Origin of the sequence: Burkholderia diffusa (assembly GCF_902499115.1) — a bacterium.
Classification (GTDB): domain Bacteria; phylum Pseudomonadota; class Gammaproteobacteria; order Burkholderiales; family Burkholderiaceae; genus Burkholderia; species Burkholderia diffusa.
Map to the genome: position 1 here is coordinate 83,305 of NZ_CABVPN010000030.1, position 18,561 is coordinate 101,865.

General features: G+C 68.1%; 18 protein-coding genes and 1 pseudogene. 2 read left to right on the forward strand and 17 right to left on the reverse strand.

Features of this window, described 5'->3' with window-relative positions:
• Positions 1–198: 198 nt before the first annotated feature.
• The 4 genes from BTE28158_RS26760 to BTE28158_RS26775 form a co-directional block, all read right to left on the reverse strand.
• Complete coding sequence (locus tag BTE28158_RS26760) at positions 199–1,320, reverse strand: porin (RefSeq protein WP_151051070.1); 1,122 nt, start codon at positions 1,318–1,320, stop codon at positions 199–201.
• A 200-nt stretch (positions 1,321–1,520) separates the two neighbouring features.
• Positions 1,521–2,243, reverse strand: coding sequence for a YoaK family protein (locus BTE28158_RS26765; protein WP_174920177.1), 723 nt, complete (start codon positions 2,241–2,243; stop codon positions 1,521–1,523).
• Positions 2,244–2,301: 58 nt separating this feature from the next.
• Entirely contained in the window at positions 2,302–2,829 is a 528-nt protein-coding gene (locus BTE28158_RS26770; protein WP_151051813.1) for a chromate transporter, read from the reverse strand.
• Positions 2,826–3,440 (reverse strand): chromate transporter, encoded by a 615-nt coding sequence (locus BTE28158_RS26775; protein WP_151051815.1) that lies wholly within the window; start codon positions 3,438–3,440, stop codon positions 2,826–2,828. Before BTE28158_RS26775 ends, BTE28158_RS26770 begins: the two co-directional genes overlap by 4 nt.
• Positions 3,441–3,536: 96 nt before the next feature.
• Here BTE28158_RS26775 and BTE28158_RS26780 point away from each other — a divergent pair, with 96 nt between their 5' ends.
• Complete coding sequence (locus tag BTE28158_RS26780; protein ID WP_059607347.1) at positions 3,537–4,421, forward strand: transcriptional regulator GcvA; 885 nt, start codon at positions 3,537–3,539, stop codon at positions 4,419–4,421.
• A 40-nt stretch (positions 4,422–4,461) separates the two neighbouring features.
• On the opposite strand, the gene BTE28158_RS26785 is transcribed toward BTE28158_RS26780, so the two are convergent.
• From BTE28158_RS26785 to flgB, 13 genes are all read right to left on the reverse strand, one after another.
• Complete coding sequence (locus tag BTE28158_RS26785; protein ID WP_124902973.1) at positions 4,462–5,769, reverse strand: solute carrier family 23 protein; 1,308 nt, start codon at positions 5,767–5,769, stop codon at positions 4,462–4,464.
• 240 nt (positions 5,770–6,009) lie between these two features.
• The gene (gene flgL / locus BTE28158_RS26790; RefSeq protein ID WP_059607351.1) at positions 6,010–7,248 is read right to left on the reverse strand and encodes a flagellar hook-associated protein FlgL; all 1,239 of its coding nucleotides are present in this window, start codon (positions 7,246–7,248) and stop codon (positions 6,010–6,012) included.
• A gap of 23 nt (positions 7,249–7,271) precedes the next feature.
• Positions 7,272–9,254, reverse strand: coding sequence for a flagellar hook-associated protein FlgK (gene flgK, locus BTE28158_RS26795; protein WP_151051817.1), 1,983 nt, complete (start codon positions 9,252–9,254; stop codon positions 7,272–7,274).
• Positions 9,255–9,449: 195 nt separating this feature from the next.
• On the reverse strand, positions 9,450–10,205 hold the full coding sequence (locus BTE28158_RS26800; protein WP_124626932.1) for a flagellar brake protein: 756 nt from the start codon (positions 10,203–10,205) through the stop codon (positions 9,450–9,452).
• Positions 10,206–10,441: 236 nt separating this feature from the next.
• Entirely contained in the window at positions 10,442–11,440 is a 999-nt protein-coding gene (gene flgJ / locus BTE28158_RS26805; protein ID WP_059607357.1) for a flagellar assembly peptidoglycan hydrolase FlgJ, read from the reverse strand.
• A complete protein-coding gene (locus BTE28158_RS26810; protein WP_151052117.1) occupies positions 11,441–12,628 on the reverse strand; it encodes a flagellar basal body P-ring protein FlgI in 1,188 nt (395 codons plus the stop codon).
• Between the two features lie 5 nt (positions 12,629–12,633).
• A complete protein-coding gene (gene flgH, locus BTE28158_RS26815) occupies positions 12,634–13,323 on the reverse strand; it encodes a flagellar basal body L-ring protein FlgH (protein WP_151052119.1) in 690 nt (229 codons plus the stop codon).
• A 21-nt stretch (positions 13,324–13,344) separates the two neighbouring features.
• On the reverse strand, positions 13,345–14,133 hold the full coding sequence (gene flgG / locus BTE28158_RS26820; protein ID WP_014895799.1) for a flagellar basal-body rod protein FlgG: 789 nt from the start codon (positions 14,131–14,133) through the stop codon (positions 13,345–13,347).
• Positions 14,134–14,168: 35 nt separating this feature from the next.
• Positions 14,169–14,927: a flagellar basal-body rod protein FlgF gene (flgF, locus tag BTE28158_RS26825; protein WP_059607361.1), complete on the reverse strand. Its 759-nt coding sequence runs from the start codon at positions 14,925–14,927 to the stop codon at positions 14,169–14,171.
• Between the two features lie 20 nt (positions 14,928–14,947).
• On the reverse strand, positions 14,948–16,189 hold the full coding sequence (flgE, locus tag BTE28158_RS26830; protein WP_059607363.1) for a flagellar hook protein FlgE: 1,242 nt from the start codon (positions 16,187–16,189) through the stop codon (positions 14,948–14,950).
• A 28-nt stretch (positions 16,190–16,217) separates the two neighbouring features.
• Positions 16,218–16,964 (reverse strand): flagellar hook assembly protein FlgD, encoded by a 747-nt coding sequence (gene flgD, locus BTE28158_RS26835; protein WP_124626945.1) that lies wholly within the window; start codon positions 16,962–16,964, stop codon positions 16,218–16,220.
• Positions 16,965–17,031: 67 nt separating this feature from the next.
• On the reverse strand, positions 17,032–17,457 hold the full coding sequence (gene flgC / locus BTE28158_RS26840; RefSeq protein ID WP_059448498.1) for a flagellar basal body rod protein FlgC: 426 nt from the start codon (positions 17,455–17,457) through the stop codon (positions 17,032–17,034).
• A gap of 38 nt (positions 17,458–17,495) precedes the next feature.
• Positions 17,496–17,984 carry a flagellar basal body rod protein FlgB gene (flgB, locus tag BTE28158_RS26845; RefSeq protein ID WP_059448497.1) on the reverse strand — a complete coding sequence of 163 codons (489 nt, stop codon included), beginning with the start codon at positions 17,982–17,984 and terminating at the stop codon, positions 17,496–17,498.
• 206 nt (positions 17,985–18,190) lie between these two features.
• Here flgB and BTE28158_RS26850 point away from each other — a divergent pair.
• Positions 18,191–18,561: pseudogene (locus tag BTE28158_RS26850) on the forward strand (flagellar basal body P-ring formation chaperone FlgA); the annotation flags it as partial.

The window sequence follows — 18,561 nt, forward strand, 5'->3', positions numbered from 1 at the left end:
AGCGGAATCGCTTCGCGCGCACTGTCAAAGTATGTTCTGGAATGCCGACGGAATCCTTACGGGCTGGCCGTTCCCGATGGAGCGGTCGCTGAATGGTCGGCCACGCGCATGAAGGTCGCGTGACGAAAAAAAGAGGCTCCCGCAGGAGCCTCTTCGATACGCGCCGAGCCTGGGCCGGCGCATGCATACCGACTTTCGTCAGAAGATATTGCGCAGGCCGATCGCGATGCCGGTCTGGTTGCTGCGACCCGGCAGTTCGACGTTCGCCGCGCCGTTCGTCTTGTTGAAGTCGATGGTGCCGTAGACTTCCGTGCGCTTGCTGAGCGCGTATTCGGCGATGCCGACGATCGCGTAGCGGTTGCCGCTCGCGAGCGTGCCGTTCGTGGTCATCGCGTTGCGCATGTGGTCGTAGTAGAACGCGCCCGTCAGCGTCAGCGGCGTGCTGACCTGCCAGCTCACGCCCGCGAACGGACCGTCGTCGATCCGGCCCGTGCCCTTCGCGACCGGAATCGACTGCTGCGCGAGCAGGCTGTCGACGAAACCGGTGTCGTCCTTCGAGCGCAGGTAGCCGGCATAGACCTTCGCCTTGCTGAACGCGTACACGACGTTCGCGTGGTAGATCGTCTGCTTGCGTGCGGAGTTGTCGCTGTTCTGCTGCGCGCCGGCCGCGATGCTGAGCGGGCCCATCACGTACGACAGCGAGACGCCCCACGCATTGCCCTTGCCGAGCGAGCCCGGGATCTGGCCCGAGAAGCCGCCCGCGCCGGTCGATTCGTAGTTCGTGCCCGTCGAATACATCGCCTTCGCGGTCAGGCCCGCGAAAGTGCCCGAGTACTTGATCTGATTGTCCGCATACAGGCCGCCGCCGAGTGCGACCGGCAGCCAGGCATTTTCGAAGTAGTTGCCGACCGTCAGCGGATCGTAGGTGTCCGACAGCAGGTCGAAGAGCGGCGTCTTCTGGCGGCCGAGCGTCACCGTGCCGTACGGGCTATCCAGACCGACGTATGCCGCACGGTTGAACAGGCGGCCGCTGTCGGAGAATGCGCCGTTCTGCAGGTTCACGCCGCTTTCGAGCTTGAACACGGCCTTCAGGCCGCTGCCCAGGTCTTCCGTGCCGTAGATGCCGAAGCGGCTGTTGGTGATCGCGCCGTTGGTCATCGACAGCAGGCCGTCGTTCTTGGCGTTTGCGTTGGTCAGGTAGCGGACGCTGACGTCGGCGACGCCCCAGAGCGTGACCGAGCTTTGTGCGGCCGCGTACTGGCTGGCGAATGCGAGCGCGGCGCCCCCTGCGATGACTGCGAGTCGGGTGGTCTGCTTCATGAGCTTTCCTATTTGTAGGTGTCTCCGTTCATTGCCGGCCGCGTGCGCAGCCGGGTGGCGATCGCGCACGTTCATGGCGCGCGCGATATGGGCTGAATCATATGACGACTGCAATCTCTGAAAGAAATTGAAACGCGCGGTAATCGCGCGACTGTCGCCCGGGAACAACGTTTCCCGTACCGGGCTTGCCTCGCGCGCCGTCAGGCCGTTCGCGCCACCCCGTCGCCGTCGCGACCGTCGCCGCCGCCGGTCCCCGCGCGACGCCACGCGCGCCGCACGATCTCCGCGAACGCGCCCGCAAGCAGCAGCACGGCGCCCCACAGCGCGACGTCCGGCGCGAGCCGCGTCGCGAGGCCGCCGACCACCGCGCCGGCCAGGAAGCAGAAGCTGATCGTCGCGAGCAGCGCCGAGTCGTGCAGCGCACCCGCGTCGTAGCGCGGGATCAACCCGACGAACAGCTTCTGCGCGGCACGCCGCAGGTTGCCGGTCGTCATCACCGACGTGTACGACAGTTCCTCGAGATGGGTGAACGACAGCGTCTGCAGCGTCGCGACGAACGAGATGCCCGGAATCAGCCACGCGCTCGACGCGCCGACCAGGCCACTCGCGGCGACGCCGAGAAACGCGATCTCGACGATCAGGCTCGCGAACGCGGTGTGCCGCATCCAGCCGCGCTGCGCGGCGAGACCGAGCAGGTGCGCCACGAACACTGCGATCACGAAGCCGACGAGCGGCGGCACGTGATGCAGCGCGGCGGCCCATTCGCCGGCCGACAGGTTGATGCCGAGCAGCGCGACGTTGCCGGTCATCGTGTTCGCGAACACGTGGCCGTGGCCGACGTACGTGTACGCGTCGAGGTAGCCGCCGGACAGCGTCAGCAACGCGGCGACAGTGAGATTGCGGCTGGCGCCGTCCAGATCCATCGATCCTCCCGTGAATATTCGCGCCAGTATGCTGCACGGGAGATGGCTTGTCCTTGGCTCACTGCCCGATGCCCGTGAGCCCGATCAACGCGCCGCCCGCGAGCAGCCACAGCGGATGGAGGCGCGTGCGCCACGCGAGCACCGCGCAGGCGGCCGTGATGCCCCACTGGATCGCCGTGCGGTTCGACGCCTCGGAGATCAGCACCGCGCTGGCCGCGACGAGCCCGACCGTGACCGGCATCAGCCCCTGCTGCACGTAGCGGCGCCACGGCCGGTCGCGAAAGCGCTCCCACGCGTGCAGCGCCAGCACAGTGACGAGCGACGACGGCCCGAACTTCGCGATCGACGCGACCAGCAGCCCGGCCCAGCCGGCCACGTGCCAGCCGACCAGCGACACGATCATCATGTTCGGCCCCGGCGCGGCCTGCGCGAGCGCGAACAGCGCGGTGAACTCGTGCGCGCTCATCCAGTGGTGCACGTCGACGACCTGCCGCTGCATCTCCGGCAGGATCGTGTTGCCGCCGCCAAACGCGAGCAGCGAAAGCTGGCTGAAGATCGTCGCGATCGCGACCAGCGTGTCGTTCATGACTGGCCTCCGTCGCGCGCGGCGGCGTGCTGCGGTGCCGGCGTATCGCGGCGGCGCGACGCGAGCCAGATGCTCGCGGGCGTCAACACCAGCATCGTGGTCAGGAGCGGCATGCGCAGCACCGCGATCGCGACGAACGCGAGCGCCGCGATGCCGGCCGCGGTGCGCGGCGCGTGCCGCAGCTGTTTCGCGACCTTCACGGCCATCGCGACGAGCAGGCCCGCGGCCGCGGCAGCGAGCCCGCCGAACAGGTGCTGCACACGCGGATCGCCCTGCGTCTTCGCATACAGCACGCCGAGCGCGACGACCACGAGCGTTGGGCCCGCGATCAACCCGAGAATGCCGGCGAACGCGCCCGCGACGCCGCGAAAGCGCATGCCGACGGCGACCGACAGGTTGATCACGTTGCCGCCCGGCAGGAACTGGCACAGCCCGAGCAGATCCGTGAATTCGTCGGCGGTGAGCCATTTGCGCTCGTCGACGATCGTACGCCGTGCGAACGGCAGCGCGCCGCCGAACGACATCAGGCCGAGCGACAGGAAACCGGTGAACAGCTCGGCGAGGCGGATCCGGCGCGGGGACGCGACGGGCGGCGGAGAAACGGATTGCATTGGGGTCCTCATCAAACGGTGCCTCGAGGTTACCGCCGTTCCGCACCCCGGCAAAGCGATTTTATCGGCGCGCCTTTGTGACCTAGAATCACAAGCATGGCACGCGATCTCCCTTCCTTTTCCGCGCTTCGGGCCTTTGAAGCAGCGGCACGACACGAAAGCTTCAGCGCCGCCGGCGACGAGCTGCATGTGACTCACGGTGCCATCAGTCGGCAAATCGCCGGGTTCGAGGCGTGGCTCGGCAAGCCGGTGTTCCACCGCTATGGCAAGCGCGTGAAGCTCACCGACGAAGGCCGCCGCTATCTGGATACCGTCCGTGCCGCGTTCGACAGCATCGCGCTCGCCACCGAGCAGCTGCGCAACACCGGTGCCGCACGCGTGCTGCGCATCAATGCGCTGCCGACCTTCGCGATGAAATGGCTGCTGCCGCGCCTGTCGCGGTTCCAGCGCGACGTGCCGAACGTCGAGCTGAAGCTGTCCACGTCGAACGCGCCGCTCGACACGCTCGACGGTTTCGACGTCGCGATCCGCCGCGGCCCCGGCCACTGGCCGAACTGCACGAGCGGCCACTTCCTCGACGAAAGCGTGATTCCGGTCTGCAGCCCGGCGCTGCTCAAGCGCGCGCCAATCGCCCGGGCGGACGATCTCGCGCGGCACGTGCTGCTGCATTCGGATACGCGGCCGGAAGGCTGGCGCGACTGGTTCGCGGCGGCCGGCGTGACGATGAAGGGGCGCAAGCGGCAGTCGTTCGATCACTTCTACCTGGCGCTGCAGGCGGCCGTCGACGGGCTGGGCGTCGCGCTCGGCCCGCTGCCGCTGATCGACGACGAGCTCGCGAGCGGCCGCCTCGTGATGCCGCTGCCCGGGCCGCGCATCGCGACGCGCAGCTACTGGTGGATCGCGCCGGGTGCGCCGGCCGGCGATACGCTCGTCGCGCAGTTCTGCGCGTGGCTGCAGGCGCAGTCGAATATCGGCCCGTAAATACGTGCCGGCGGGCGGCATTGCACCGCCCGCTGCCAGATCAGACCACCGGGCCCGGTTCCTTTTCCTTGCGCAGGATCGCGTACAGGATGATCGCGCCGAACGTCGCCGTGCCGATCCCGCCGAGCCCGAAGCCGCCGAACTTCAGCGAGAAGTCGCCGGCGCCGAGCACCAGCGTGACGGCCGCGACGATCAGGTTGCGGTTGTCGGAGAAGTCGACCTTGTTGACGACCCAGATCCGCGCGCCCGTCACCGCGATCAGCCCGAACACGACGATCGACACGCCGCCGAGCACCGGGCCCGGAATCGTCTGGATCACCGCGCCGAACTTCGGCGAGAAGCCCAGCCCGATCGCGATCAGCGCGGCGACCGCGAACACCAGCGTCGAATAGATCCGCGTGACGGCCATCACGCCGATGTTCTCCGCGTAGGTGGTCACGCCCGTGCCGCCGACGCTGCCCGACACGATCGTCGCGAGCCCGTCGCCGATGAACGCGCGACCGACGTAGCGGTCGAGGTTGGTGCCCGTCATCGCGCTCACCGCCTTGATGTGGCCGAGGTTCTCCGCGACCAGGATCACCGCGATCGGCGCGAGCATCAGCATCGCGTGCGGATCGAAGACCGGCGCACGGAAGCTCGGCACGCCGAACCACGCGGCATGCGCGACGATCGAGAAATCGACCGGCTTGCCGAGGCCCATCCCGTTGGTGGCGATCGCATAGATCACGTAGGCGATCACCAGCCCGACGAGGATCAGCAGGCGCTGCATCATCCCGCGCGCGAACACCGCGACGCCGCCGACGCACAGCACCGTGACGAGCGCCATCACCGAGTCGAAGGTCGACGCCGACACGCCCTTGACCGCGATCGGCGCCAGGTTCAGCCCGATCACCGCGACCACCGCGCCGGTGACGACGGGCGGCATCAGCGTCTCGATCCAGCGCGTGCCGATCGCCTGCACCAGCGCGCCGAGCGCGACGTACACGACGCCGCACGCGATGATCCCGCCGAGCGCGACGGGGATGTTCGGGTTCGGCCCGCTGCCGCCGTAGCCCGTCACCGCGATCACGAGGCCGATGAACGCGAAGCTCGAGCCGAGGTAGCTCGGCACGCGACCGCCGACCAGCACGAAGAACAGCAGCGTGCCGATGCCCGACATGAAGATGCACAGGTTCGGGTCGAAGCCCATCAGCAGCGGCGCGAGCACGGTCGAGCCGAACATCGCGACGACGTGCTGCACGCCCATCGCGACCATCTGCGGCCACGCGAGGCGTTCGTCGGGGCCGACCACGCGCGAGGCGGCGCCGGTCGGTTGCACCCGCCAGCGCGGGAAGTAGGAATCGGACATGGGGAAAAGGGCTCCTGTCGAACGCCGGCTGCGGACGGTGCGCCGGTCTGGAATCTGGCGCGAGTTTACGGAGCGGAATTGGGGCTGGCAAGCGCGAACCGCCGGTGCAGCGGTCGTGCCGTCGGGCGGAGTGCCGGACGGCACGATCGCGCAGATGAAGCCAGATGAAGGCCGACGGAGGCCTGCCGGCGCTCGCCGCGATGCAAGCGTGCGCTCACGTCGCGGCGGGCGCCACGGGGATCACGGATTGATGTACTGGAACAGCGACATGTTCTGCAGCTGCGCGTACGCCTTCTGCGCGCCGCTCAGCGCGTTCTGCACCTGCAGGTACTGGCTGATCGTCGTCACCATGTTGGTGCTGGTCAGGTCCGACAGGTTGCTGCTCGTCTGCAGCGCCGCGGTCTGGTTGACGGCCTGCATCGCCTTGACTTCCTGCTCGCGGCCGCCGACCGATGCCAGCACCGTCGTGACGTTGCGCATCGTGTTGTTGATCTTCGTCGCGGCCGTGCCCATCGTGTTCGACAGCGCGGCGCTCGCCGTCGCGTTGCCGGTGACGGGCGTCTTCAACGCCGTGATCATCGAATCGAGCGTCGAGAACACGTCGACCCCGCTCGCCTGCGGCGCGGGCGTGACCGAAAAGGTGTCGTTGACCGACGGCGTGCCCGACACCGCCACCTTCATCCCGCTGCCGAGCGCGATCGCGGTGCCCGACGTATAGGCCTGCGCGGGCGTGGTCGTCGGCGGCGACGCCGTATTGTCGGTCACCGTGTAGGTCGGCGCGGCCGCCGTGCCGCCGAAGGTGATCGTGAACTGATGCGCGTTCGTCGCGGCCGACGGGTCCGTCACCGTGACGTTGCCGATGGTGGCCGTGCCCGTGTTGCCCACGCCGGCCGCCTGGACAGGCGAGCTGCCCAGCGCCTGCACCGACATGAACACCGAGAGGCCCGAGTCGCCCTGCGGCACGCTGCGCGAATCGTCGATCTGTACCGTGCGCGTGCCCGTATCGCCGACATAGCTGATGCCGCCGGCCGCGTTCTTCGTAAACGGCGCCGCCGCATTCTTGTAGCCGGCGAACAGGTAGTTGCCCGCGCCGTCCGTCGAGTTCGCGAGCGACAACAACTGGTCGCGATAGCCCTCGAGCTGCGTCGCGAGCGCCGCGCGGTCGCTGTCCGCGAGCGAACCGTCGCCGGCGCGCACGATCACCGACTGGACGCTGCCGAGCACGGTGCCGACGTTCTGCAGCGTCTGGTCCTCGGCCTGCAGCGACGCGAGCGCCACGTTCTGGTTCGCCGCGTACTGCGACAGCGTGGCCGACGTCATCGACAACTGCACCGCCTGCGCCGCGCCCACCGGGTTGTCGGCCGGCGTCGTCAGGCTCACGCCGCTCGAGATCTGCTGGTAGAGCTGCGCGAGCTGGGCCTGCTGATCGTTCATCTGGCCAACGTTCAGCTGGTAGAACTGGGTCGTGGAAATCCGCATCGTTTCTATCCTCTCGAATCCGGTCAGCTGAACAGGCCCAGCACGGTCTGGAACAGCGACGACGCCGTCTGGATCACTTTCGCGTTCGCCTGGTAGAGCTGCTGGTACTGCATCAGGTTCGCGGCTTCCTCGTTCTGGTTCACGCCCGACACCGACTGCTGCGCGGACGTGATCTGGCCGACCAGCGCCGTCTGTGCCGTGCTCGACGACTTGAGCTGGCTCGCGGCGTTGCCGATGTTGTTCACGTAGTTCGCATAGGCCCCGGTGAGCGTCGTCGTGCCGCCGCCGAGCGTCTTCGCGTTGACGAGCTTCGACAGCGCGAGCGCGTTGCTGCCGTCGCTCGTGCCGCCCGCGTACGGTCCGATCGTGAACGAATCGCCGTCCGACGGCGTGCCCGACAGCGTGACGGTCACGCCGTTCATCGCCCCGGCGGCCGTCCCGGACATCGTCATCACCGCACCGGTCGACGGGTCGTACGGCACGGAGTCGGTCGGCGTGTTGATCGTCACCGAAGTCGGCGGCGTGCCCGGGATCGTCACCGTGGTTCCGACCGGGAAGCCCGACAGCGACTGCGTCGCCGCATCGTAGGTCAGCTTGGTCGACGGCACCTGGTAGCCGGCGCTCACCCCGCTCAGCGCGATCTTGGCGGTGCCGATGTTGGTGCTCGACGGCGACGTGATGGCCGGCGACGCGGCCGCGATCGCCGAGCCGCTCGTCGTCGCGAGGCCGAAGCCCGACAGCGCGCCGCGCGTCGGAAGCACGGTGAACTGGTCGCCGGCATTCATCGCGCCGGACGAGAACGAGAAGTTCAGCCCGCCGAGCGAAAGCGGCATCGGCCCGGCCTTCTGGTCGACCACCGTGCCGCTCGCGCGGTCGGTCAGCGTGTAGTTCGTGCCGTCGTACGACAGCGTGTAGTCGCTCGTCGTCGGCTGCGACGCGTTGGCGAACGAGACGGAAAGAGACGCGTTGCCGGTATTGCCCTGATTCGAATAGACGTCCGGGGCCGCCACCGTGAACAGGTTGCCGCCCGGCTTGCCCGACAGATCGATGCCGAGCGCGTTCTGCCCGTTGACCTGCGCGGCGAAACTGGCCGCGACCGCGCCGAGTTGCGCCTGCGCGGGGTCGAGCGTCTGGCTGCGGAACGCGAGCAGGCCACCGAGCGTGCCGCCCGACAGCGACGCATCCGGCAGCGCCTGGTTCGGGCCTGGCGGATTCGCGCCGGCGATCCCCTGCGACACGACGGTCAGCTCGCTCGGATCCGACGGCGACGTGACGGTCGCGAGCTGATAGCTCTTGTCGGCGAGAACGAGCGGCTGGCCGCCCGCGAGGAACACGCTGTAGCCGCTGTCGTTGCGCACCACCTGCACGCCTGCGAGGCTCGACAGGTTCGACACCGCGAGGTCGCGCTGGTCCATCAGCTGGTTCGGCGGCTGCCCCTGGCTGCTCGCCGCCGAGATTTGCTGGTTCAGATTCGCGATCTGCGCGGTGTACGTGTTGATCTGCGACACCGTGCTGGTGAGCTGCGTATTCACGCTCTGGCGCAGCGCGTCGTACTGCTGGCCGGCCGCATTGAGCTGATTCGCGAGGATCTGCGCGTTGCTGATCGCGGTCTGCCGCACCGACGGATCGGCGGCGCTGTTCGCCACGTTCTGCAAGCCGGTGAAATAGCCGGTGATCGCCGTCGAGATCCCGGCCGTCGGGCTGCCGACGTAGTTGTTCAGCTGCGCGACGAGCGAATACCACGTCGACAGCGCGCCGCCCTGCGACTGCGCGCTGTTCAGCTGGTCGCTCAGGTACTGGCTGTACTGCCGCTGCACCGTGACGGTGTTCACGCCCTGCGGCATGTAGCCGCTCGACGTGTACTGGCCGCTCGCCTCGGCATAGACCGGGCGTTCGACCGAATAGCCGGGCGTCGCGGCGTTGCTGATGTTCTGACCGGTCGTCGTGAGGCCCCAGAGCGCGGCATTGAGGCCGCTGACACCGAGGTTCATGAGTGTGTTGGACATGCGCGATCCTGATGAGCCGGCCGCGCTGCGGCCGCCGGGTTGCGTAACTCCCGGTATAACGGCCGCGGATCGGAAAAATTGAGGGAAAAATGCGCATGCGACGCGCGCGTGCGCGTCGTCTGTCGAACGGCGCGGCGGACGCTGCCGGCACCGGTGCGAAAGCGGCCCCGGGCGGGGCCGCGAGACGGGAGTACGTCAGGCCCGCGCGAGCGAGCGGCGCTTCATCTCGAGCTGCGTGATCAGGCGCTGCAGCGTGTTCTCCGCGCTGCCCGGCAGCGACATGAAGCGAAAACCGAGCTGGAAGCGGCGCGAACCGTTCGGCATCTGGGTCGAACGCTGCGACACGAGCCGCAGGTCGAGCGACAGCGTGCCGTGGCCGGTCAGCTCGAGCTCGACGTCCGGCAGCAGCGTGCCGACCTCGAGCGCCTCGACACGCTCGTCGGCCGTGCGCAGGCCGACGCCGCCGAGCGACAGGTTATGCACCTCGAACACGAAGCTCTCGCCGTCCGGCAGCTTGCCGCGACACAGGAACGGATCGACGATCGGCGCATCGACACGGAAATACTCGCGGCGCTGGATGCACATCAGCACGTCGGGGAAATCGGCGACGAATGCGGGCAGCCCCTCGTAGCGCGTCTCGCGCGGCGTGCTCGTGGTGAATTCCACGCGCACGCCTTCGGGCGCCGCCGCGAACGTGCAATGCGACGCGCCGAGGATGCCGGCGTTCTGCTCGGACAGCGCGCCCCAGTCGAACGTGAACGTGCGCGCGCCGACGTCGACCTCGAGCAGGCGCGTGACGAGCTGGCCGCCCGGGTACTGGACGGTCAGGAAGTCGCCTCGGTTCACGAGGTTGCGCAACTGCACGCCGATCTCCAGCGGATTGCGGCGGGCGTAGTCAGGCCCGGAATGGCCCGCATCCAGGCTCGGATCGGTCGACGTTTCGATATTCATGGCTAGCCGGTTTTCTTTTCATGGGCGCCCGGGCAACCGGTGCGCAGTAAAACCGGGCCAGAACATGGCCCGGTTGCAGGTCTCACACACTTAGCGGCAGTGCTCACCGAAAGTTTAGATCGAAATGCCGGTTTTTTTCGCGCAAACGTTGAAACCGCGCGCGGCAGGGTGCCGGACGCGGTCCGTAAGACTGCAAGAAACGGGCGGCAGGCGGGGCCGTTCCGGCCCCTGCCCCGTCAGCCGATCTGCTGCATGATCGAGATCAGCTTCTTCGCGTAGTTCGGGTCGGTCGCGTAGCCGGCCTTCTGCATCCCGTGCGCGAAGCCCTCGACGCTGCGGCTCGCGCTCAGCACGCCCGCGTAGCGCGGGTTGTTCTTCAGCAGGTTGGCATAATCGGTCATCGCGTGCTCGTACGAATCGTACGCGCGGAACTTCGCGACGACGCGGCGCGGCGTGCCGTTCACGTATTCGGTCGTCAGCGCCGACACCGTGCGGCCCGTCCAGCCCTTGTTCGCCTTGATGCCGAACACGTTGTAGCTCGTCGAGCCGTCGCTCGCGCGGATCTCGCGCTTGCCCCAGCCCGATTCGAGCGCGGCCTGGCCGACGATGAAGCGCGCCGGGATGCCGGTGGTCGCGCTCGCCGCCTGGGCCGGGCCGGCGAGCCGGTCGACGAACGCGTCGGCGTCCTGCGCGCCGCTCGCGCCCTTCAGCGGCGGCGTCAGCGCGCTGCCGGCCGTGTAGCCGCGCGCGCCGGCGAGCCCGCCGTTGTTCGCCGCGTTCGCGTAGGCCCTCGCCATCGCGTTCATCGCAGCCAGGCTGCCTTCGTTGCCCGACGTGCCCGAGCCGGCCGCACCCAGGCCGACCGCGCCGAGCCCGGCCGCGCCGGCGTCGGCCGCCGTGTCGCCGCCCGCGCCCTGCCCCGCGTTGCGCAGCAGCTGCTTCATCAGCGCGTCGGCCACGCCGATCCCGCGCTTCGACATCTGCTGCGCGAGTTGCTGGTCGAGCATCGACGTGTACATCTTCGACGTGTGCGAATCGAGCAGCCCGCCGTCGGGCGACGCGTCGCGCATGCTCTTGAGCATCATCTGCGTGAACATCGCGTCGAACTGGCCCGCGACCGCTTTCGCGCCGGCCTGCGGCGACTGCTTCGCCTGCGCGCGCAGCGCGTCGAAGCCCTGCACGTCGAGTGCGAAGCGCTGCGTCAGGTCATTCGCGTTCGGGAGGTTCGCTGCCATTTAGATGATCTCCAGATCGGCGCGCAACGCGCCGGCCGCCTTCATCGCCTGCAGGATCGACATCAGGTCCGCCGGCGTCGCGCCGAGCGTGTTCAGCGCCTTCACGACGTCGGCGAGGTTCGCGCCGGCCGTCACCATCTTCAGCGCGCCGTTGTCCTGCTTCAGCTGGATCTGCGATTGCTGCGCGACCACCGTCTGCCCGTTCGAGAACGGCCCCGGCTGCGACACCACGGGCTGCGTGTTGACGACCACCGACAGGTTGCCGTGCGCGACCGCGCAGCTTTGCAGCGTGACCATCTGGTTCATCACGATCGAGCCGGTGCGCGCGTTCAGGATCACCTTCGCGGCGGCCTTGTCCGGGCTCACGTCGAGGTTCTGCAGGCGCGCCATGAACGCGACCTGCTGCGCGGAATCCGCCGGCGCGGCGAGCTGGATCGTGCGGCCGTCGAGCGCCGTCGCGGTGCCCGGGCCGAAGCTCGAATTGACCGCGGACACGATCCGCTGCGCGGTGCCGTAGTCCATGTCGTTCAGTTGCAGTTGCAGCACGCCGTTCATCTGCGCGATCGCGTTCGGCACCGAGCGCTCGACGATCGCGCCGCCGACGATCCGGCCGGCCGCGAGCTGGTTCACCTGCACGCGGCTGCCGTTCGCGCTCGCCCCCGCGCCGCCGACCGCCATGTTGCCCTGCGCGAGCGCGTACACCTGGCCGTCCGCGCCCTTCAGCGGCGTGAGCAGCAGCGTGCCGCCGCGCAGGCTCTTGGCGTTGCCGAGCGACGAGACCGTCACGTCGAGCGCCTCGCCCGGCCGCGCGAACGGCGGCAGTGTCGCGGTCACCATCACGGCCGCGACGTTCTTCAGCTGCATGTTGTTCAGCGACGACGTGCCGCCGTTCGCCGAGCCGTTGTTGATCGAGATGCCGAGGTTCGCGAGCATGTTCGCGAGCGTCTGCGTGGTGAACGGCGTCTGCATCGTCTGGTCGCCCGTGCCGTCGAGGCCGACGACGAGGCCATAGCCGATCAGCGGGTTGTCGCGCACGCCCTGGATCTGCGCGAGGTCCTTCAGGCGCTCCGCGTGCGCGGGGGCCGCGCCGAGCGCGCATGCCGCCAGCAAGAACGCGGCGGCGAGCCGCGCGACGGCAGGCACGCGCGACACACGGGACGACAGGCGATGGAAAAGAGGCTGCTGCATCGTCATCACCACGGTGCGATGTTGAGGAAGAAGCGCTGCAGCCAGCCCATCGTCTCGGCTTCGTTGATGTAGCCCTTCGCCGAGTATTCGATCCGCGCGTCGGCCACCTGCGTCGAGTAGACCGAGTTCGCGCCCGAGATCGTGTTCGGGTTGACGACCCCGGAGAAGCGCACGAACTCGTTGCCCTGGTTGATCAGCATCTGCTTCTCGCCGCTCACGACGAGATTGCCGTTCGGCAGCACGTTGGTGACGGTCACGGTGATCGTGCCGTTGAACGTGTTCGCCGCGCTGGCGCCGCCCGTCGCCGCGAACTTGTTGCTGCCGGCCGCGGAGAGGTTCGCCTTCGCGAACAGCCCGCCGAGGAAGCCGGCCGTCGGCACGTTGAAGTCGGTGTTGCCTTGCCGGTTGGTATTCGCGCCCGACGACTTGGTCGCGTTGATGTTTTCCGCGATCACGATCGTCAGGATGTCGCCGATGTTGCGCGGCCGCTGATCCTCGAACAGCGGCCGGCCCGCGTAGCCCGGGTTGTAGATCGAGCCGGGCGCCTGCATCGACATCGGCATCGGCGGCTGCGCCGTCATCGGCTGCTGGATGATCGGGTCGCGCGGAATCTGCGCGCAGCCGGCGAGCGCGGCCACCGCGACCGCGCACGCGGCGCGGACGGGGGCTGACGGGAGGAGGCGAACCTGCTTCATGGCGACGACGGGACTTTCCGGTTAGCTCTTCATCTGCGTGACGGTCTGCAGCATCTGGTCGGACGTCGTCACGGCCTTGCTGTTGATCTCGTATGCACGCTGCGTCTGAATCATGTTGACGAGTTCCTGCACGACGTTCACGTTCGACGCCTCGACATAGCCCTGGTTGAGCACGCCGGCGCCGTTCAGGCCCGGCTGCGACACGTTCGGCGCACCCGACGACGTGGTCTCGGCGAACAGGTTCTCGCCCTTCGCCTCGAGGCCGGCCGGGTTGATGAAGGTCGCGATCTGCAGCGAGCCGATCTGCACCGCGTTGCTCGAGCCCGGCTGCGTGACCGATACGACGCCGTCCTTGCCGATCGTCAGCGACTGCGCGTTCTGCGGCACGGTGATCGCCGGCAGGATCTGGTAGCCGCTCGACGTGACGAGCTGGCCTTGCGCGTTGGTCTGGAACGAGCCGTCGCGCGTGTACGCGTTCGTGCCGTCCGGCATCAGCACCTGGAAGAAGCCCGCGCCGTTGATCGCGACGTCCTTCGAGTTGCCGGTCTGCGTGAGGCCGCCCTGCGTGTACAGGCGCTCGGTCGCGACCTGCTGCACGCCGGTGCCGAGCTGCAGGCCCGACGGCAGTTCGGTTTGCTGCGTCGAGTTCGCGCCCGGCTGGCGGATGGTCTGGTACAGCAGATCCTCGAACACCGCGCGCGACGCCTTGAAGCCGTTCGTGCTGGTGTTCGCGAGGTTGTTCGAGATCACGTCCATCTGCGCCTGCTGCGCATTCATGCCGGTGGCGGCGATGTAGAGCGATCGGTTCATGTTGAATCTTCTCCTGGTAGCGAGGGCCGTGCCGCTCAGCTGAAGTTGAGCAGCTGGTTCGCCGACTGCTCGTTCTGGTCGGCCGTCTGGATCAGCTTCGACTGCAGCTGGAACGCCCGTGCGTTGTCGATCATCGCGACCATCGCGGTCACCGGGTTCACGTTGCTGCCTTCGAGCGAATTCGGCGTGACGACCACGCCCGGGTCGGCGTCGGCCGGATTGCCGTCGGCGGTGCGGAACAGCCCGTCGTTGCCGCGCGTGAGCGTGGCAGGGTCGGGGTTCACGAGCTTCATCTGGTCGACGATCGCGACCGCCGTCGGCGGGTCGCCCGGCATCAGCGCGGACACCGTGCCGTCCTTGCCGATCGTCACTTCCGCGTTCGGCGGCACCGAGATCGGGCCGCCGTTGCCGATCACCGGCAGGTTGCTCGCGTTGACGAGCTGGCCGTTTTCGTCGACGTGCAGGTTGCCCGCACGCGTGTACGCCTCGCTGCCGTCGGCGGTCTGCACCGACAGCCAGCCGGCGCCCTGCACCGCGACATCGAGCGGGTTGCCGGTGCGCGTGATCGGGCCCGGTGCGTAATCCGCGCCGGGCGTCGACGCGAGCACGTAGGTGCGCGTCGTCGTCGGGTCGATGTTGCTGCCGTCGCCGAAATTCATCGGCACCGCGCGATACGTCGCGAGTTGCGCGCGAAAGCCCGTCGTCGACGCGTTCGCGAGGTTGTTCGCGACGATCGCCTGCTGGTCGAGCGACTGCGACGCGCCCGTCATCGCCGTGTAGATCAGTCGGTCCATGGCTGCCGGTTATCCGCGCATTACAGGTTGATGAGCGTCTGGTCGACGGTCTGCTGCGTCTTGATCGTCTGCGCGTTCGCCTGGTAGTTGCGCTGCGCGGTGATCAGGTTGACGAGCTGCGACGTCAGGTCGACGTTCGAGTTCTCGAGCGCACTGCCCTGCAGCGCACCGTGGTTCGTGCTGCCCGGCGACGAAATCTGCGGCACGCCCGACGCGGACGATTCGGCGTACTGGTTGCCGCCGAGGTTGACGAGCCCGTTGGGGTTGTTGAAGTTCGCGAGCACGATCTGGCCGAGCACCGCCGTCTGGCCGTTCGAGTAGTTGCCGGTCAGCTTGCCGTCGGCGCCGATCGAGAAGGTCGTCAGCGTACCGCTCGCATAGCCATCCTGCGCGAGATTGTTCACACCGTCCTTGCCGCCGTACTGCGTGGTGCCGGTCAGGTCGAGCGTGAGCTGCTGCGGCGTCGCCGAGCCGTCGGTGTTCGGGACGGTGAACTGGAACTGGCCGAGCGATGCGGTCGGGGTGGCCGGCGTGCCCGTCGTCGTGCTCTGGATCGCGCCCGACGAGTTGAACGTCACCGTGCCGAGATCCGTCGTGGCGCCGCCCTGCGTGCCTGCGTAGGCTTCCCACGTGCCGGCCGCCGATTTCACGAAGTACATGTTGACCGCCTGCGAGCCACCGAGCGAGTCGTACACCTGGATTGACGTCGAGTAGTTGTACGTCGTGGTGTCGGTCGCGCTGAACGGCGTCTTGGCCGGCACCGTGTCCTGCGAGTTCAGGTTGAACTGGGCGGAGATCTTGGTCGTCGCGGTCGGCGCGATGTTGGTGGTCGGCGCCTGCAGCGGCACGGTCTGCGCGGTGTTGATCACGCCGCCCGTGTTGGCCGCGTAACCCATCAGGTTGCGGCCTTGCGAATCGACGATGAAGCCGTTCTTGTCGCGCTGGAACGTGCCGTCGCGCGAGTACGTCGTCACGCCGTTGTTCGACATCTGGAAGAAGCCGTTGCCGTTGATCGCGACGTCGAGCGACGAGTTCGTCGTGTTGATCGTGCCTTGGCCGAATTGCTGCTGCACCGATGCGAGCGTCGTACCGATCCCGATCTGCGTGTTGACCGACGTCGCGACCGAGTTCGCGTACATGTCGGAGAACTGCGCGGTGCTCGACTTGAAGCCGACCGTGTTCGCGTTCGCGATGTTGTTGCCGATCACGTCGAGCGCGTTCGATGCGCCGGCGAGGCCGCTCAGACCCTGTTGATAACCCATTTCGGTCTCCGTTTTCGAGAAAGCTGGATCAGTTGGTGGTGGTCGTGCCGCCGGACGACGACGACGCGGTGTTCGGGAAGATCGACGCGACCTGGGTCAAGCCCACCGTCGTGCCGTTCGACAGCACGAGCCCCGCCGTGCCGTCGGCCTGCTTGATCACGCTCTGCACTTGCGCGGCCGCGAGCACGGTCGGCGCATACGTCTTGCCGTCCGAGCCCGTGTACTGCGCGCTCACGGTGTAGTTGCCGTCGGGCAGCGCGTTGCCGGCCGCGTCCGTCGGCGTCCAGTTGAACGGCACCGTGCCGGCCGACTGCTTGCCCGCGTCGATCGTGTTGACGACGGCGCCCGAGCTGTTCTTCACGGTGATCGTCAGGTTCGACACGTCGCTCGTGAGCGACACGCCGAACGGCGACGCCGCGCCGCTCTTCACCGCGACGCTGTTGCCCGGCGCGAGCACGTTCGTGCCGATCAGCAGCGCGGCCTGCGTCTGCTGCCCGGCCGCGAGCTGGGTCGACAGCGACGTGAGCGACGTGTTCAGCTGCGCGATGCCGCTCACCGTGTTGATCTGCGCGAGCTGCGACGTCATCTGCGAGCTGTCGACCGGGCTCGTCGGATCCTGGTTCTGCAGCTGCGTGACGAGCAGCTTCAGGAACGTCGCCTGCAGATCGCTCGCCGACGTGCCGTTCGTCGACACGTTGTTGGTGTTCATCGTGTCGGTCGGCAGGGTCGACACGTTGGTGCCGCTGCCGCCGATCGTCGTGCTGGAGGAAGTCATCCTGGGTGGCCTTGTTTCGGAACTGTCGGGTCTGGGTCTCGATGGGGAAGGACGCTCTGCGCGCGGCTTACGTGCCGATCGTCAGCGTCTTGAGCATCAGCGTCTTCGCGGTGTTCAGCGTCTCGACGTTGGCCTGGTACGAGCGCGACGCCGAGATCATGTTCACCATCTCCTGCACCGGATCGACGTTCGGCATCTGCACGTAGCCGTTCGCGTCGGCGGCCGGGTTCGCCGGGTCGTAGGTCGACTTCATCGGCGACGGATCGTCGACCACCTTCGTCACGCGCACGCCGCCGACGCCCTGGCCGGACGCGGTGCGCGCGCCGCCGATCGGGTCGGTGGCGAACACGACCTGCTTCGCCTTGTACGGCTTGCCGTCGGGGCCGGTCGCGCTGTCGGCGTTCGCGAGGTTCGACGCGGTGACGTTCAGGCGCTGCGATTGCGCGGACAGCGCCGAACCGGCGACGCCGAAGATGTTCATCAACGAGGGCATGGGGGCTCCTTGTGCTCGGATACGGAAGCGGCGCGCGCTTACGAGTTCGTCGAGATCGCGGCGATCATCGCCTTGATCTGCTGGGTCATCACGGTCATCCCGGTTTCGTAGTGCAGCGCGTTGTTCGCGAACTGCACGCGCTCGACGTCGAGATCGACCGTGTTGCCGTCGAGCGACGGCTGCAGCGGCATCCGGTACTGCGCGCGACCGTAGTCGTCGGCCGGGCCGCCCGTCGGAATCAGCTTCGCGGTGCCGGCCATGTGGCCCGGCGCCGTCGACACCATCGTCATCCCGCTCGTCACGCCGGCCGGCTGCGCCATCGGCAACTGCGCGGCGTTGCTCGGCGCGAGGCCGCCGCCGGTCTGCTTCAGCGAGCGCGCGAGGGTCGACGCGAAATCGACGTCGCGGGCCTGGTAGCCGGGCGTGTCGGCGTTCGCGATGTTCGACGACAGCAGTTCCTGCCGATAGGCGCGCACGTCGAGCGCCTGTCGGCCGAACGCGAATTCGGCATCGAGTTTGTCCAGCATGTGTGCGTCTCTCCGTATGAAGCGCTGCACGCCCCCTTGCGCCGGATGGCGACCCAAGGGGCTTTTTTCCATGACAGCGATGGTAGGCGTCGGGCGCAACCGGCAATCGGACGAATAACGCGGCAAAGGCCCCCTCTATTCATCGTTTGCGCGACGGCCCGGCTCCCTAGAATGCGAATCGGATCAACGGCTTCGAGGACACGGCGATGACAGGCGCACTTCGCGGAAACGACGGACGCGGCACGCGCATGGCGCGTGCGTTCGCGCTCGCCGCGGCGCTGTGGCTCGCGGTGCCGCTTGCGCACGCGGACGACGGGATGATCGTGATTCCCGGACGCGGCGAGACGGCCGAGACCGCGCTCGCGCATGCGAACGCGGCGAGCGGCGGGCAGTTCGGCGGGAATGCGGGCACGGCGTCGGGTACGGGCATCGCGATGGCCGGCGGTGCGGGTGGCGCGGGCGGTGGCGCCGGCGTGACCGGCGCGGCCTCGGCCGGCTATGCGGCGCAGCCGGCCGGCGCGATGGTCGTGACGAGCGTCCCGCCGCCGGCCGCCGTGCCGGCGCCCGCGCCGCGCCC